The sequence below is a fragment of the Streptomyces sp. NPDC058279 genome (genome assembly GCF_042881255.1).
In the GTDB taxonomy this organism is placed as follows: domain Bacteria; phylum Actinomycetota; class Actinomycetes; order Streptomycetales; family Streptomycetaceae; genus Streptomyces.
Genome location: NZ_JBHVYA010000015.1, coordinates 1 through 17,212, shown reverse-complemented (window position 1 = coordinate 17,212; position 17,212 = coordinate 1). Strand labels below are relative to the sequence as shown.

The following is a 17,212-nucleotide window of genomic DNA, read 5'->3' as shown; positions in this document are numbered from 1 at the left end:
CACGCCGGGAAAGCGGAAAGCCGCGGCCCGCACTGCGGACCACGGCTTCCCGCTTTTCCCGGTTCGCCGGAACCGGTTCAGGCGCACTGTTTCACGCGTACTGGTTCACGCGTACTGCGCGACCAGGCTCTTGGGACGGATGTCCGTCCAGTTCTCCTCCACGTACGCGAGCGCGTCCGCCCGCGTCCCCTCTCCCCACGCCACGTCCCAGCCTGCGGGAACGGCGGCGAAGACGGGCCACAGCGCGTGCTGGCCCTCGGCGTTGACCACGACGTGGAAGGTGCCCTCGGTGTCGTCGAAAGGATTGGTCATGACAGACTCCTCAATTTTTCGGAAAGGATACGGCCGATCAAAGCGAGCGGTTCCGGTTCGCCCATTCTGGTGTGCGGAACCCCGATCACGTGATTCTCCACGCGGCCCTCGATATAAGGAATCCAGTGCTGCGCGAGCGTGTTTTCCGTTTCCCCGTCCTCGATGGCGGCCAGGAAGAGCAGCTCCGTGGCGACCGGGCGCGGGGCGTACAGGTTCATGATTTCGGCGTGGTTGACGGAGGCGCCGATCACCGACCGGATCTCCGCGTCGGAGAAGGCCCCGAGCACCGGGTCCTTCAACCGGACCAGGTCGATCAGCGCGTCGACGTCGAAGGGCGCGTCCGCCGGCTCGTCCGAGGCGTCGCCGACGAGCATGTCCCGCTTCTGCGCCGGCGTCATCCGGCGCCGCACCGGTTCGGTGGGCAGCAGGTGGACGTCCATCATGGCGAGCAGGTCGGTGCGTTCGCCCAGCTCGGCGAGCCGGACGGCGAGCGCGTGCGCGACGGTCCCGCCGAAGGACCAGCCGAGGAAGCGGTACGGGCCGTGCGGCTGGACCTCCCGGATCAGCGGCAGGTAGTCCTCGACCATCTCCTCCACCGACTCGGGGGAGTGGCCCAGCTCGCTCAGCGCCCGCGCCTGGATCGCGTACAGCGGCTGGTCGGGCCCGAGGTGCCGGGTGAGGCCGGCGTAGGGCCAACCCACGCCCGTACCCGGGTGGACACAGAACAGCGGGGCCCGCGAGCCGCGCGCGTTGAGGGGCAGCAACACCCCCATCGGGTCGAAGCCGGTGGGCTCGTCGCCCAGCAGCCCGGCCACGGTCGGCGTCCGGAACAGGTCGCGGACCCCCCGCTCCAGGCCCAGTACGGTCCGCATCCGGCTGACCAGGCGCACCGCGAGCAGCGAATGGCCGCCCAGCCCGAAGAAGTTGTCGTCGATGCCGACGCCCTCGACGCCCAGGACCTCGGCGAAGAGCCCGCACAGGACCTCCTCGCGCGGGGTGCGCGCGGGCCGTCCCGCGGGTCGTGCGGCCGGGGCCGGCGCGGGCAGGGCCGTGCGGTCGGGTTTGCCGTTGACGGTCAGCGGGATCGCGTCGAGCAGGACGACCGCCGAGGGCACCATGTGCTCCGGGAGTTCGTCCGCCGCCCAGCGCGACAGCCCGGCCTCGGTGAGGGTGTGGCCGGCGCGCGGGACCGCGTACGCGACCAGCCGCTTGCCTCCGGGACCGTCCTCGAAGACCACCACGGCGACCTGTCCGACCCCCGGATGCCGGGCCAGGGTCTCCTCGATCTCGCCGGGTTCGATCCGGAAGCCGCGCAGTTTGATCTGGCCGTCCGCCCGCCCGATGAACCGCAGTTCGCCGTCCGCCGTCCAGTGCACGAGGTCGCCCGTGCGGTACATCCGGCCGCCGTCGCCGCCGAACGGGTCGGCCACGAACCGCTCCGCCGTCAGGCCGGGCCGGCCGATGTAGCCGCGGGCCACCTGGGTCCCGGCGATGTACATCTCCCCGGCGACGCCGGGCGGTACCGGCCGCAGCCGCTCGTCCAGTACGTGGATCCGCGTGTTGTCGAGCGCCGCACCGAGGTACACCCCGTGCAGGGTGCGCTGCGCCGTCGGGAAGCGCTGCTGGTGCGAGGCGAAGGTCGTCTCCGTCGGACCGTAGGAGTGGACCAGCACGGTCTCCGGGCAGTGGGTCAGGACCCGCTGGAGGGCGCTGGGCGAGGCCACGTCGCCACCCGTCCAGACCTCGTCGAGGAGCTTGAGGGTGTCCAGTCCCTCGTCGGCCATGATGTGGAACAGGCCCATCGTGAAGTAGGCGGCGGTGACGTCGTAGGTGCGGATGGTGTGGTCGAGTTCGGCGACGTCGGTCCCGTCGCCCGGGGCGATGACGAGCTGCCCGCCGTTCAGCAGCGGCACCCACAGCTCGTAGGTGGAGGCGTCGAACCCGATCGCCGAATGCACCAGCATCCGGCGGTGGTGCGCGAGGTTCCAGCACCGGTCGGTGACGAGCTCGACCACGTTGCGGTGGGTGACGCCGACGCCCTTGGGCCGGCCGGTCGAGCCCGAGGTGAACATCACGTACATCAGCGCGTCCTCGCCGACCGCGATGCCCGGGTCGGGGGAGTCCGGCTCGTGGACGAGGCCGTCGACCGCCAGCACCCGCACGCCGGCGGCCCGTTCCCGCTCCACCGCCGGCCGGTCCAGGTGCGCCTCCTGCGTGAGCAGGACCGTCGCCGCCACGTCCGCACTGATCATCCGGATTCGGGCGTCGGGCAGCCGCGGGTCCAACGGTACGTACGCGGCGCCGCACTTGAGCACGGCCAGCGCCGCCACCAGCAGGTGCGGGGTGCGGTCCATCAGCACGGTGACCGCCCCGTCGCGCGCCACTCCCGCCTCGATCAGCCGGTGCGCCAGCGCGTTGGCGCGGGAGTCCAACTCGGCGAAGGTGAGGGTCTCCTCCTCGTACGAGAGCGCGATCCGATCGGGGGTCCGCCGGGCCTGCGCCGCGAACCGTTCGTGCACCAGCCCGCACCGGGCCCGCGGGGTCGCCGTGTCGTTGTACTCGACGACCTGCCGGAACTCCTCCACGTCGGTCGAGAGCCGTACGTCGCCGATCCGCTGACCCGGGTCCTCGGCCACCGCCCGCAGGGTGCGTGCCAACTGCTCGGCCAGCAGGGCCGCGGTGCCCGCGTCGTAGAGGTCCGTCGCGTACTCCAGTACGCCGACCAGCCCGCCCGGCGCCCCGTCCGCGCCCCGCACCTCCCGCAGCGACACCGTGAGGTCGAACTTGGTGAACCCGGAGGCCGTGCCCAGCGCGGTCCCGGCCAACGCGGCCCCGGGCGGGGTCTCCGGCTCGGCCGGATGCACCTGCACGATCGCCTGGACCAGTGGGTGGTGGGCGGTGGAGCGCACCGGGTTCAGCCGCTCCACCACCAGATCGAAGGGCACGTCCTGGTGGGCGTAGGCCGCCAGGTCGGTGTCCCGGACCCGGCGCAGCAGTTCGGAGAAGCGCGGATCGCCGGAGGTGTCGCAGCGCAGCACGAGGGTGTTGACGAAGAAGCCGACCAGATCGCTCAGGGCCTCGTCGTCGCGGCCGGCGGTGACCGTGCCCAGCGACAGATCGGTGCCCGCGCCGTGTCGGGTCAGCAGCGCCGCGAAGGCCGCCTGGACCACCGTGAACAAGGTGGTCCCGTGTTCCAGGGCGAGCCGCTCCAGCCGGGCGTGCGTCGCGGCGTCCAGGTCCAGGGGGGTGGCCGCGCCCCGGTGCGAGGCGTCGGCGGGCCGGGTGCGGGAGGAGGTCAGCTCCAGCACCGGCGGGGCGTCGCCGAGGGTCCGCTGCCAGTAGGCGAGGTGTTCGGCGGCGGCCTCCCCGTCCAGCGCGGCCCGCTCCCACAGCGTGTAGTCGGCGTACTGCACCGGCAGCGGCCGCCAGGCGGGGGCCGCCCCGGCCTGCCGGGCCTCGTAGGCGGTGGCCAGGTCGGCCAGCAGCGGGCCGGTGGACCAGCCGTCGGCCGCGATGTGGTGGACGACCAGCACCAGGACGTGCACCGGACCCGCGGTGATCAGCGACGCCCGGAAGGGGAGGTCGGCGGCCAGGTCGAAGACGTGCCCGGCGGCGGCGTCCACCGCCGCGTCGAGCCCGTCCGGATCCGCGGTGACCAGGTCCAGCACGGGTCGGGCCGGCTCCACGACCCGCTGGTACGGCTGCCCGTCCACGGCCGGGTACACGGTGCGCAGCACCTCGTGCCGCCCCGCGACATCGGCGAGGGCCTCGGCCAGCGCCACCGGCTCCAGGGGCCGCTCCAGCCGCAGCGCGAAGGGGATGGTGTAGGAGCGGCTCGGCCCCTCCAACTGGTCCACGAACCACAGCCGGCGCTGCGCGTACGACAGCGGGATCGACTCGGGCCGCTCCGACGCCGGTACGGGGACGAGTGCGGGCCGCCCGGCGGGCGCGGCCTCCCGCAGCAGGCGACCCGCCAGCTCGGCGGGGGTCGGGGCGAGGAACAGGTCCCGGATGCGGGCCTCCACGCCGAGCGTGGCCCGGATCCGGTTGACCAGGCGCACCCCCATCATCGAATGCCCGCCCACCGAGAAGAAGTTCTCGTCGGGAGCCACCCGGTCGAGCCCGATCACCTCGGCGAACAGCCCGCACAGCACCGCCGTGGCGGCCGGGTCCCCGGCCGGGGCCGCCGGGACGGGCTCCAGGGCGCGGGCCCGCGCCAGGCGCTCCCGGCGCTCCGCGACGCCCCGGGCCTCCTCCTCGGTGAGCAGCGCGGGCGCGGCGGCGCCGGTCGGCGCGTCGGGCTCGTCGGCGGCCCGGGACAGGACCCGTAGGAACAGGTCGAGCAGCAGCCGCGCGGTCGGGGCGTCGAAGAGGTCGGCCGCGTACTGCCACCACACCTCCAGTCCGCCGTCCGCGAGCTCCACGCACGAGGCGCTGAGGTCGAACTTGGCCGCCTCCAGGCCGGGTTCGACGAAGCTTCCGGTGAGGCCGCCGCCGAGGGCGAGCGCCCGGTCGCCCTCCTCCTGCACGGTCAGCATCACCTGGAAGAACGGGTTCACGGCCAGGCCGCGCTCCGGGTTGAGGTGCTCCACCAGCAGGTCGAAGGGGAGGTCCTGGTGGGCGTAGGCCGCGAGGTCCGCGTCACGCGCCCGGTCCACGAGTTCCGCGTACGCGGCTCCGCCGGACACGTCGGTGCGCAGGACCAGGGTGTTGACGAAGAAGCCGACGAGATCGGCGAGGGCCTCGTCGCCGCGCCCGGCCACCGGGGTGCCGATCGCTATGTCCGTACCGGCCCCGACGGCGGCCAGGGCCAGGGCGAGGGCCGGTTGGAGGGCCATCAGCATGCTGGCCCCGCGGTCCTCCGCGAGCGCCGCCAGCCGCCGGTGGGCGTCCATGTCCAGCCGGGCGACCAACGTGGCTCCCTCGCCGGTCGGTTCGGCCGGCCGGGGCCGGTCGGCCGGCAGGTCGAGGACGGTCGGCATCCCGTCCAGCGCGTCCCGCCAGTGGGCCAGTGACGGGGCGGGATCGGCGAGGAGGTCCTGCTGCCACAGCGTGTAGTCGGCGTACTGCACGGGCAACGGCTCCCAGCGGGGCGCGCCGCCGGCGAGCCGGGCCTCGTAGGCGCGCCCGAGGTCGCGCAGCAGCGGCGGGACCGACCAGCCGTCGGTGGCGATGTGGTGGGTCAGCAGCGCGAGCGTGGCGGAGCCGTCGCCGGGCAGGAACAGCCGGGCCCGCAGCGGCAAGTGGTGGGAGAGGTCGAAGGTACCGGCGGTGAAGCGGGCGACCAGCGGGGCGAGTTCGGCCGGCGCGCAGGCCCGTACGGTCAGCGGCACCTCGGGTGCGGCCAGGACGTGCTGGTAGGGCTCGGAGTCCACGGCCGGGTACACGGTGCGCAGCACCTCGTGCCGCTCCACCACGTCGGCGAGGGCCGCGGCGAGGGCCGGCCGGTCGGGCACGGAGTCCAGGCGCAGGACGAGCGGCAGGTTGTAGGTGGCCGACGGTCCCTCCAGGCCGGCCAGGAACCACAGCCGGCGCTGCGCGTAGGAGAGCGGTACCCGGTCCTCGGCGGGCAGCACCACGCCGTCGAAGACGCGGACGGCGCCGCTGTCGGCCTCGCCCTCAACGGTCTCGCAGTCGGTGGCCCCGGTGGCCGCGGGCGACTTGAGAAGCTTGCGGTCGATCTTCCCGGAGGACGTCCGGGGGAGGGCCTCGACCAGGTTGACCGCGCTCGGCACGGCCGCCGCCGGGAGCTCGGACCGTACGTGGGAGCGCAGGGCGGCGGCGCTCACCCCGGTGTCGGCGACCACGAACGCCACGAGCCGTTTGACGCCGTCGGGCGTCTCCCACGGGACGACGGCCGCCTCGCGGATGCCCGGGTGGGCGGTGAGGACGGATTCCACCGACGCCGGATCGACCCGGTGCCCGTTGATCTTCACCTCGTCGTCGGCGCGACCGCGGAAGCCGAGCTGCCCGTCCTCCTCCCGCACGTGGACCAGGTCGCCGGTCCGATAGGCCCGCTGTCCCTCCAGCGCGGCGAAGCGGGTGGCGGTCAACTCGGACCGGCCGAGGTACCCGTCGGCCAACGCACCGCCCAGCAACCACAGTTCGCCGTCGACCACGGCAGCCCGGACACCCGGCAGGGGCAGGCCGATCGGCACCGGACCGCCCGTGTACCGGGACAGGTCGGCGACGGTCGCCACCACGGTCGCCTCGGTGGGTCCGTAGGTGTTGAGCAGCCGCACCCGGTCCGGGTCCACGGCCCGGCACCACTGCGCGACCCGCTCGGGCAGCGCCGCCTCACCGCCGATGACCACGGTACGGAGCGTCGGCGGAAGTTCGGCGACCCCGGTCGCGAGGGCGTGGGCCAGCTCGTGCCAGTAGGCGGTGGGCAGGTCCAGGACCGTGATGCCGTGTGCCGCGCAGCCGGCCAGCAGCCCGGGCACGTCGAGCATGTCCTCGTCGCGCAGGACGAGGGTGCCCCCGGCGCCGAGGGTCAGGAAGACCTCCTCGACGCTCGCGTCGAAGTGCAGCGGCGCGAACTGCAGGACCCGGTCCTCGGCGGTGATGCCGTACCGGGCGGTGGCCCCGGCGACGAAGTGGGCGAGGGCGCCGCGCCCGACGACGACGCCGTTGGGCGTGCCGGTGGAGCCCGACGTGTAGATCACGTAGGCGGCGTCCTGCGCCACCCCCGACCCCGGGAGTACGAACTCGCCGTCGTCGAGCCGGGTTTCGGCACCGGCGCAGTCGGCGAGGATCGAGGCGTTACGGGCGGTCGGCGCGCCCGGGTCCAGCGGCAGGTACGCGGCCCCCGTTCGCAGCGCCGCCAACAGTCCCACCACCGCGTCGACGCCCCGGGGCCGGTGCACGGCCACCAGCCGGCCCGGACCCGCGCCCGCGGCCGCCAGCTCGTCGGCGCGGAAGGCCACCGCGAGGGCGAGCTGCCCGTAGGTCAACCGGCGCTCGCCGTGCACCAGCGCGACGCGCTCGGCGTCCTGGGCGGCGATCCGGTCGAGCACACCGGGTGCCGGGGTGATCGCCGGCCCGCCGTCCAGGACGGCGGAGGCGGTGGGGGCGGTCGAGGGCATCGCGGGGCCTCCAGGCGAGGGGAAGGGTGCGGAGAGGACTCCGTGGCCCCCACGCTAGGTACCGGGCGACCGCCCGGCGGGCAGTCCCCGCGGCAGCTCCCGCTCCCCGTCCTGCCGCCCACAACTGCCGCCGGGTGGCTCCGCGCCGGATGCCCGCCCGCCGCCCGGCGCCCCCGGACACGCGAAGGCCGCGGCCGTTCCTCCCGGGCTCCCGGTGCCGGCTACCGCACGCGCGCTCCCGATCGGGTGCGGCGGCGCAGGGCCGGGGCGGGTGCGGCGGCCGGTGCGGCAGCCGCCAGCAGGGCAGCCAGCTTCGCCGGGGTCGGGTGGCGGAAGACCTCGCGGATGGTCAGCTCCCGGCCCAGCTCCGCCCGCACCCGGTTGACCAACCGGACCGCGAGCAGCGAATGCCCGCCCGACTTGAAGAAGTTGGCGTCCGGGGTGACGCGCCCGTTCTCCAGGACCTCCGCGAACAGCCGCAGCAGGGCCGTCGTCAGCCCCTCGTCCGCCGGCGGCGCCGGCTCCGGTGCGACCACGGGCAGGTGGATCGCCGACGGCACCGCGTACTCCGGCAGCCGCTCCGCCGCCCAGGCCTGGAGTTCCGCCTCGGTCACGGCCCCCTGGGCGTGCGCGACGAGCCGGCCGTCCACCGCCTCGGCCCGGGCCCGGGTCACCGCCGGGTGCTCCGACAGCACCGCCGCGACGCGCCCCGGGTCGATGCGGTAGCCCCCGATCAGGGGCCGCTCGGCCGGCCGACGATCGGCCGGCGCCGGAAGGTCCCCCACCCGCAGCGAGGGGTCCGCCGCGAACAGGTCCAACGCCGCCACCAGGAGCTCCGTCAGCCGCCGCGCCCCCGACGGGCCGTACAGGTCGCTCGCGTACTCCAACACCCCGGACATCCCGCCGTCCGTGTTCTCCGTCAGGGCGAAGGTGAGGTCCGACTTGGCCGATCCGGCCCGGTACGTCAGCTCCTCGCCCGCCAGCGGGCCCGCTTCGGCGGGTGCGGCCCCGCCGGCCGGGTGCACCTGGAGCATCACCTGCACCAGCGCCTGGTGGGCGGCCGAGCGGTGCGGGTTGAGGCGCTCCACCAGCCGGTCGAAGGGCAGGTCCTGGTGCTCGTACGCGGCCAGGTCCGCGTCCCGCACCCGGCCCAGCAACTCCCCGAACGCCGGGTCCCCGGACGTGTCGGTGCGCAACACCAGCGTGTTCACGAAGAAGCCGACCAGCCCCGACAGCGCCTCGTCGGACCGCCCCGCGACCGCCGTGCCCACCGCGAGGTCGGTGCCCGCGCCGAGCCGGGTCAGCGCCGCGACGAGCGCCGCCTGCACCACCATGAACAGGGTGGCGCCGTGCGCGTGCGCCACCCGGACCAGCCGCCGGTGCGTGTCGGAGGTCACCGCGAAACCGGTGACGGCGCCCCGGCCCGAGGGCTCGGCCGGCCGCTCCCGCTCCGTCGGCAGGTCGACCAGCGGCGGCAGGCCGGCCAACGCCCGCTCCCAGTAGCCGAACTCCCGCCCGGCGGGCAGCGCCCGCTGCCACAGGGCGTAGTCGGCGTACTGCACCGGCAGCGGCTCCCAATGGGGCGCGCCCCCGGCGAGCCGGGCCGTGTAGGCCGCCGCCAGGTCCGCGAGCAGCGGCCCCGCCGACCAGCCGTCCGCAGCGATGTGGTGCAGCAGCAGCACCAGAGTCTGCGGGCCGTCCCCATCGGGCAGGAACAGCCATGCCCGGAACGGGAGTTCACGAGCGAGGTCGAAGACGTACCCGGCCGCCTCGTCCACCGCCGCCGGCACGTTCTCGGGCCGGCCCAGCTCCAGTTGGGGCCGGGCGCCCTCCAGTACCTTCTGGTACGGCTCACCGCCCTCGGCGCCGTACACCGTGCGCAGCACCTCGTGGCGGGCCGCCACGTCGGCCAGCGCCCCGGCCAGTGCCGCCGGGTCGAGCGGCCGCTCCAGCCGCCGCACCAGCGCGATGTTGTAGGTGGGGGACGGCCCCTCCAACTGGTCCGTGAACCACAGTCGGCGCTGGGCGTACGACAGCGGGACGCGCTCGGGGCGCCGCTCCCGGGGTACGGGCGCGGGTGCGGGCCGCGAGAGCCCGGCGGCCGAGCCGAGCCGGCGGTGCAGGGCGGTGGGGGTGGGCGCGAGGAAGAGGTCGCGGATGCCCGCCTCGACGCCCAGCACGGACCGGATCCGGTTGACGAGCTTGCTGGCGAGCAGGGAGTGGCCGCCCGCCTTGAAGAAGTTCTCCGCCGGGCCCACCCCGTCCCGGCCGAGCACCTCCGCGAAGAGCCCGCACAGGATCTCCTCGCGCGGCGAGAGTCCCGCCGTGCCGGGAGCCGGGTCGGGGCAGGGTACGGGCGCGGCGGCAGCGGCGAGCCGGTTCCGTCGCTCGGCGATCCCCCGCCGTTCGGGCTCGGTCAGCAGCCCCAGTTCGCCGAGCCGGGCGTCCGGCTCGGCGGCGAAGGCGGCCAGCGCCCGTACGTACACCTCCAGCAGCAGCCGGGCGGTCGGCTCGTCGAACAGGTCCCGCGCGTACTGGACGTACACGTCGAGGCCGCCCGGGCCGCCGTCCGCGTCGCGGCGCTCGGCGCAGTGGAAACTCAGGTCGAACTTCGCGGCGCCGAGATCGGTGCTGGTGGCGCGCCCGGTGACCGGACCGAGCCGCACCGCGTCGTCCGCCGCCTCCCGCACCGTCAACATCACCTGGAAGAAGGGGTGTTCGCCGAGGGTCCGGCCGGTCGCCTCCGACAGGTGTTCCACCAGCAGGGCGAACGGCAGGTCCTGGTGGTCGAAGGCCGCCAGGTCCGCGTCCCGGACCCGCTCGACGAGGTCCCCGACGGCCGGGTCACCGGACAAATCGGCGCGCAGGACGAGGGAGTTGACGAAGCAGCCGACCGACTCGTGCAGATCCTGGTCGGACCGGCCGGCCACGGGTGTCCCGATCGCCAGGTCCGTACCGGCGCCCGTGGCGGACAGGGTGGCCGCCAGGGCGGAGCGGGCCACCATGAACAGGCTCGCCCGCCGGGTCCGGGCCAGCGCCGCCAGACCCCGGTGCGCTCCCGCGTCGAGCCGGGCCGTCAGGGTGGCGCCGCGGCCCGAGGGCTCGGCGGGGCGCGGCCGGTCGGCCGGCAGCGCCGTACGGGTCGGCATCCCGTCCAGGGCCGCCTTCCAGTGGTCCAGCAGCGCGGCCGGGTCGGCCAGCAGGTCGGCCTGCCAGAGCGCGTAGTCGGCGTACTGCACCGGCAGCGGGCGCCACCGTGGCGACCGGCCCCCACACCGGGCCTCGTAGGCCTCGTTCAGATCGCGCAGCAGCGGCGCCAGGGACCAGCCGTCGGTGGCGATGTGGTGGACCAGCAGGACCAGCACGCAGGTGCCGTCGCCCGGCACGAACAGCCGCGCCCGCAGCGGGATGTGTACCGCCAGGTCGAAGGTTTCCCGGCCGAAGCGGGCCACCAGCTGCTCCACGTCGGCGAGGGCGCAGCCGATGGTCTCCAGCAGTTCCCGCGGGGTGTCCAGTACCCGCTGGTACGGCTCCCCGCCCTCGGCCCCGTACACCGTGCGCAGCACCTCGTGCCGTTCCACGACATCGGCCAGCGCGGCGGACAGGGCTCCGGGCTCGGGGACCCCGTCCAGACGCAGCACCAGCGGCGCGTTGTACGTCGCGGACGGGCCCTCGATCCGGCCCACCAGCCACAGCGCGCGCTGTGCGGCGGACAACGGGACCCGCTCCGGCCGGTCGGGCACGGCGCCCAGCGGGGGACGGGCCGCGGCCACCGCCCCCCGCTCGGCCAGGCGCCGGTGAAGGGCGGTCGGGGTCGGGGCGAGGAACAGGTCGCGGATGCCGAGCTCCAGGCCGAGCACGCCCCTGATCCGGTTGACGAGCTTGCCGGTGAGCAGCGAATGCCCGCCGTTGCGGAAGAAGTTGGCGTCGGCGGCCAGCTCCTCCCGGCCCAGCACCTCCGCGAACAGCCCGCACAGGATCTCCTCGCGGGGCGACCGGACGTCCCGCCGCGCCGGCTCCGGGGCGCCGGTCTCCGGACGGGCGACGGCGGCCGTCCGCGCCGGCCGCCGGGCCAGGACCGCCGACTCCTCGGTGCCCGGCAGCCCCAGCCCGCCCAGCCGCCGCAGCGGGTCGGCGGCGAAGCCCTCCAGGGCCCGGACGTAGACCTCCAGCAGCAGCCGGGCCGTCGCCTCGTCGAAGAGGTCGCGGGCGTACTGGAGGGAGACCTCGACCCCGTCCGGACGCCCGTCCGCGGTGTGCCGTTCGGCGCAGTACCAGGTGAGGTCGAACTTGGCGGAGTCCAGGCCGACGTCCGCGAGCCGGGCGCCGACCCCACCGCCGAGCGGCACCCGCCCGGCCGCCCCGTCGCCGGCCTCCACGGTGAGCATCACCTGGAAGAACGGGTGGTGGCCCAGGGCCCGTTCGGGCGCCAAGTGCTCGACCAGCAGGTCGAAGGGCAACTCCTGATGCTCGAACGCGGCAAGGTCCGCGTCCCGGACCCGCCCCACCAGCTCCCCGACGGACGGGTCCCCCGACAGATCGGTACGCAGCGCCAGGGAGTTGACGAAGAACCCGACCAGGTCGTACAGGTCCTCGTCCGGGCGTCCCGCCACCGGGGCGCCGATCACCACGTCCGCGCCCGCCCCGCAGGCGGACAGCGCGCCGGCCAGCGCCGCCCGCGCCACCATGGTCAGGCTCGCCCGCGCACCTCGGGCCAAGGCGAGCAGCCCGCCGTGCGCCGCCGCGTCGACGCGGCCGGTCACCAGGCCGCCCCGGCCCGAGGGCTCGACGGGGCGCGGCCGGTCGGCGGGCAGGTCGATCACCGCCGGCGCGCCGTCGAGGACGGCCCGCCAGTGGTCTAGCTGCTCCCGGGCCAGGCTGTCCGGGTCGGCGGGGTCACCGAGCAGCTCGTGCTGCCACAGGCTGTAGTCCGTGTACTGCACGGGCAGCGGCTCCCAGCCGGGGGCCCGGCCGGCGAGCCGGGCCTCGTACGCCAGGGCCAGGTCCCGCAGCAGAGGACGTACGGACAGCCCGTCGGTGGCCACGTGGTGGATCAGCAGCACGAGAACCGGGCTCCCGTCACCGGAGGTGAACAGCCTTGCGCGCAGCGGCGGTTCGGCCGTGATGTCGATCGTCTCGCGGACGAAGGCGGCTACGGCCGTGTCCCGTTCGGCCGCCGCGCACCGCACCGAGGCGAGCCCCGGCACGACGGCCGCGTCCAGCACCCGCTGGTACGGCTCCGCGTCCGCGCCGGCGGGCAGGACGGTGCGCAGCACCTCGTGCCGCTCCACCACATCGGCGAGGGCCGCGCGGAGGGCGTCGGCGTCGGGCTCGGCGTCGAGGCGCAGCACGACGGGGACGTTGTAGGCGGCGGACGGGCCGTGCAGCCGGCCCAGGAACCACAGCCGCCGCTGGGCGAACGACAACGGGATCACGGTCATGTCCTCATCCGTCCTGGCGCTCGGCGACCGGCGTCGCGGTCGCCTCCACGAGGGTGTCGATGTGGGCGGCGAGGTCCCGCAGCCGGGGGTTGGCGTACACGGCCTTCACCGGCAGCGCGACGCGCAGTTCGGCGCGGACCCGCGACACCAGCTTGATCGCGAGCAGCGAATGGCCGCCCAGCTTGAAGAAGTTGTCGTCCGGACCGATCCGGGACGCGCCCAGCACGCTCGCCCACACCGCGGCGATCAGCTCCTGCGAGCGGGTCATGCCCTCGGTCGCCGCCTCGGTGGGCGCGCCCTCCGCGGTCCCGGTCGGGTCGGGCAGCGCGGCCCGGTCCAGCTTGCCGTTGGTGGTGGTGGGGAAGCGGTCCAGGGCCACGAAGGCGGCCGGGACCATGTAGGCCGGGAGCGCGGAGGCGAGTCGGGAGCGCAGTTCGCCCGCGGTGACCCGGCCGCGGTGGTAGGCGACCAGGCCCGGCGCGCCGTGGACGTCGTCCCGGAGCAGGACAGCGGCCTCGGCGATCTCCGGCATGGCGGTCAACGCCGCTTCGATCTCGGGGAGTTCGATGCGGTGGCCGCGCAGCTTGACCTGTCCGTCGGCCCGGCCCAGATAGCCGAGCCGGCCGCCCGGCAGGAGTCGTACGAGGTCACCCGTACGGTACATCCGTCCGCCGTACGCGGCGCCCGCCCCGGAGTCCGCCACGAACCGCTCCGCCGTCAGCCCCGGGCGGCGCCGGTAGCCGCGGCCGACGCGCGGGCCGGCGAGGTACAGCTCGCCGCTCCCGCCCTCGCCCACCGGGTTCAGCCTCTCATCCAGCACCCGCATCCGCAGGCCCGGCAGCACGCTCCCGATGTGCGGCGCGTCGGCCGGGTCCACCCAGCCCGCCGTGGAGTCGACGGTGCACTCGGTGGGCCCGTACAGGTTGACCGTACGCAACACCCCCCGCGCACCCGCCTCGCCGAGGCGCCGCCACAGCGCGGGCGCGATCGCCTCGCCGCCGACCAGCAGCGTCAGCGGGCGCGGGCCGCCGTCGGCGCTGAGCAGGTCCAGCAGCGGATCGGCGTGGGAGGGCGTGATGTCCAGATCGGTCAGCGCCTGCTCGTCGATCAGCGCGGCCAACAGCGCGGGGTCCGCGCGGGTCTCGTCGTCGATCATCACCAGCGTGTCGCCACGGCACACGCGCACCCACTGCTGCACGGAGGCGTCGAAGGACGGCGAGGCGTTCCAGCCGACCCGGCCCCCCTCGGTGACGGCGATGCCCGCGCCCTCCAACTCGGCCAGCAGCGCGGACGCCGCCGCCCGGCCGATCTCGACGCCCTTGGGGCGGCCCGTGGAGCCGGAGGTGTAGATGACATAGGCGAGGGTGTCACCGGTCACCGGCACGGGGGCGAACGCACGGTCCGGGCCGTTCTCCCCCTCCTTCGCGGTCAGTTCGGCGACCGTCACGGCCGGCACGCCGGGCGCGGGCGGCTCGTCCGCCGCGTCCGCCAGGACGACCAGGTCGGCGCCCGAGTCCTCCACCAGGTAGCGGCGCCGCTCGGCGGGCAGCTTCGGGTCGACGGGCAGATAGGCGGCCCCGGCGGTCAGGGTGCCGATCAGCGCGGCGACCAGCGAGGCGCCGCGGGGCAGGCACAGCGCGACCACGCTCTCCGGCCCTATGCCGCGGGCGGCGAGCCGCCCGGCGACGCGCATCGCCTCCGCGCGCAGCGCGCCGAAGGTCAGTTCACGGTCACCGGCGACGACGGCGGTGCGCGCGGCGGGCGCCAGCGCGAGGCGGGCCAGCAGATCGGCGGGGGCGTCCGGGCCCTCGAAGGTACCGGGACGCTCGGGAAGTACGGCGGTCACGGTGGTCACTCCCCGGCGAAAACGGTGGTGGACGGCTGGGTCTCGGGGGAGCAGTCGGCCAGCGCGACCGGCTCGCCCATGGCGACGAGGATCTTCCGGTCGCCCTTGTAGGCCTCCCGGCCGTGTGCGCACAGGATGTTGTCCACGATCATCAGGTCGCCCTGCTGCCAGGTCTCCCGTACGGTGACCCGGTCGTAGACGGCGTTGATCGCGTCGACCTCGGCGTCGGTGAGCCGGGAGCCGTCGCCCAGGTAGGTGTTGAACGGCAGGCCGTCCTCCCCGTAGGTCTCCACGAGCACGTCGCGGACGTCCGGGTCCAGAGTGCGGCTGTTCCAGAAGGCGAAGTGGTTGAACCAGGTCTTCTCGCCGGTCACCGGGTGCGTGACGATCGCGGAACGACGCTGCCGGGTGATCATCGAGTCGTCCTCGTCGACCCACTCGTAGCCGACCGTGTTCTCCTCGCAGTACGCCTCCGCGACGGCCTTGTCCTTAGTCGCGAACGTCTTGTACCAGGGCAGTCCGGCCAGCTCCGAGTAGTTGCGCACGAGCAGCCAGCCGGCCCGCGCGAAGCGTTCCACCAGCTCCGGCGGCAGCAGGCGCAGCGCTTCGCGCATGTCGCCGACGGTCGTCGCACCGCCCTCCTCGGGGGCGATCACGCAGCCGAAGAGGAGCACGCCCGGGAAGTCGAGGGTGTAGCTGTTCTCGTTGTGGAGCCGGATCGGCTGCACGGCCGGCAGGTCGGTGGAGGAGAACACGCCCTCGCCGAAGTCGGTGCGCGGCGTGGCCTTCTCCTTGTAGCCGGCGCGCCGCTCGATCAGGGCGTCACGCGCCGCGGCGAAGGAGGCGGCGTCCTCGACCGGGAGCCCCCGCAGGAGGACGGCGCCGCTACGGTGCAACTCGGCCTGGATGTCGGCCCGGTGGGCGGTGAGCCAGGCCACGGCGGAGGCGAGGTCGGCGCCGGCCGGCGTGTGGACGACGACGGGCTTGCCGGGCTCGCGCACCGGGTCGATACCGGTCGCGGTGGGGACGTCAGCGAACGTGGTCATGGAAGGTCCTTAGAACGGTGCGGAGTCGGGGACGACCGGAGCGGCCGGGCGGGGCGCGGTCAGACGGCGGCGGGGGCCGGCGCGCCGACCACCCGGGCCAGCACGGCGAAGAACTGCGGCAGTTGCTGTTGGAAGTAGAAGTGGCCGCCCGGAAGGACGTACGAGGCGAACCCGTGGTCGGTGATCTGTGCCCAGCGGCCCAACGAGGCGGCCGGCGCGACCGGGTCGGCGTCCCCGCCGATCACCGTCACCGGGCAGTCCACCCGGGCGGCCGACTCCGCGCAGCGGTAGACGTCGTCGATGGCGAAGTCCGCACGGATGGACGGCAGGATGATCTCGCGCAGCTCCGGCTCGTCGAGGATGCCGTCGTCGGTGCCGCCACGCTGCTTGATGGCGGCCACCAGCTCGTCGTCGTCCAGCCGCTCCGGGTACACGGCGCACGGGTTGGCCAGGTAGGGGGCCCGGCAGGCGGAGGCCACCAGCGCCCGGGGGGTGCGGCCGGACGCCTGGAGGGCCCGGACGACCTCGAACGCCACCAACGAGCCCATGCTGTGTCCGAGGACCACCAGGTCGTCGGTGGTACCGGCGGGCAGGGCGGCCACGACGGGCCCGGCCAGGTCGGCGACATCGCGCGGCAGGTCCTCGGCGAAGCGGGCGCCGCGCCCCGGGTACTGGCCGATGAGCAGCCGTACGTCCGAGGGGAGGTGGGCGCGCCATTCGGCGTAGGCGTGGGCGTTGCCGCCTGCGTGCGGGAGGACGAGCAGCGAGGTGCGCTGCGGGCCCTCGCCCGGCAGGTCCCAGACCACGTCGTCGGGTGCGGGCGTGGCGTCGGGGTACTGGTCGTGGCTCATGAGGAACTCCGTTCCTGGTCGGGGGTGCGGCGGCGCAGCGCGGGCCTCGCCCGCCGGGGCGTTTCCGGCGCCGACCGGCGCAGGGTCTCGATGCGCTCGGCGAGGGTGGCGGGGGTGGGGTGCTGGAAGACGTCGCGGAGGGTGAGGGTGACGCCGAGGGTGGTGGAGATGCGGTTGGTGAGGCGGGCGGCGAGCAGCGAGTGGCCGCCGTGGTCGAAGAAGCCGTCGTCGATCGACAGCGGGGCCGAGGTGTTCAGCGCCTCCGCGAAGTACGAGTGCACCTGCTGCTCCAGCGGAGTGCGCGGGGTGCGGCCGCCGGCCTTCAACACCGCCTGCGGGGCGGGCAGGGCCCGCTTGTCGATCTTGCCGTTGGGCGTCAGCGGAAGTCGGTCGAGCAGGACTACGAAGGCCGGGACCATGTGGTCGGGCAACAGGGTGCGCAGCCACAGCCGTACGTCCTGCGGGGCGAGCTCCGGGTCCGTGGCGACCACGTACGCGCTGAGCTGCGGGGTGTTGTGGTGGTCGAGGTGGGTCGACAGGGTGGCTTGGGTGATGTGGGGGTGGGTGGTGAGGACGGTTTCGATTTCGGTGGGTTCGATGCGGAAGCCGCGGATTTTGATTTGGGTGTCGG

General features: G+C 74.6%; 7 protein-coding genes. All 7 read right to left on the bottom strand.

Annotated elements, in window-relative coordinates; genetic code table 11:
* Positions 1-105: 105 nt before the first annotated feature.
* Complete coding sequence (locus ACFVXJ_RS24085; RefSeq protein ID WP_389664580.1) at positions 106-312, bottom strand: MbtH family protein; 207 nt, start codon at positions 310-312, stop codon at positions 106-108.
* Positions 309-7,397, bottom strand: coding sequence for an amino acid adenylation domain-containing protein (locus tag ACFVXJ_RS24080; RefSeq protein ID WP_389664579.1), 7,089 nt, complete (start codon positions 7,395-7,397; stop codon positions 309-311). Before ACFVXJ_RS24080 ends, ACFVXJ_RS24085 begins: the two co-directional genes overlap by 4 nt.
* Positions 7,398-7,618: 221 nt before the next feature.
* A complete protein-coding gene (locus tag ACFVXJ_RS24075; RefSeq protein ID WP_389664771.1) occupies positions 7,619-12,832 on the bottom strand; it encodes a condensation domain-containing protein in 5,214 nt (1,737 codons plus the stop codon).
* 10 nt (positions 12,833-12,842) lie between these two features.
* Entirely contained in the window at positions 12,843-14,684 is a 1,842-nt protein-coding gene (locus tag ACFVXJ_RS24070; RefSeq protein WP_389664577.1) for an amino acid adenylation domain-containing protein, read from the bottom strand.
* Between the two features lie 5 nt (positions 14,685-14,689).
* A complete protein-coding gene (locus tag ACFVXJ_RS24065) occupies positions 14,690-15,730 on the bottom strand; it encodes a TauD/TfdA family dioxygenase (RefSeq protein WP_389664575.1) in 1,041 nt (346 codons plus the stop codon).
* Between the two features lie 59 nt (positions 15,731-15,789).
* Complete coding sequence (locus ACFVXJ_RS24060; protein WP_389664573.1) at positions 15,790-16,581, bottom strand: thioesterase II family protein; 792 nt, start codon at positions 16,579-16,581, stop codon at positions 15,790-15,792.
* On the bottom strand, positions 16,578-17,212 hold a 635-nt coding region (locus ACFVXJ_RS24055), incomplete at its 5' end, for a phosphopantetheine-binding protein (protein ID WP_389664571.1). The genes ACFVXJ_RS24055 and ACFVXJ_RS24060, both read right to left, overlap by 4 nt.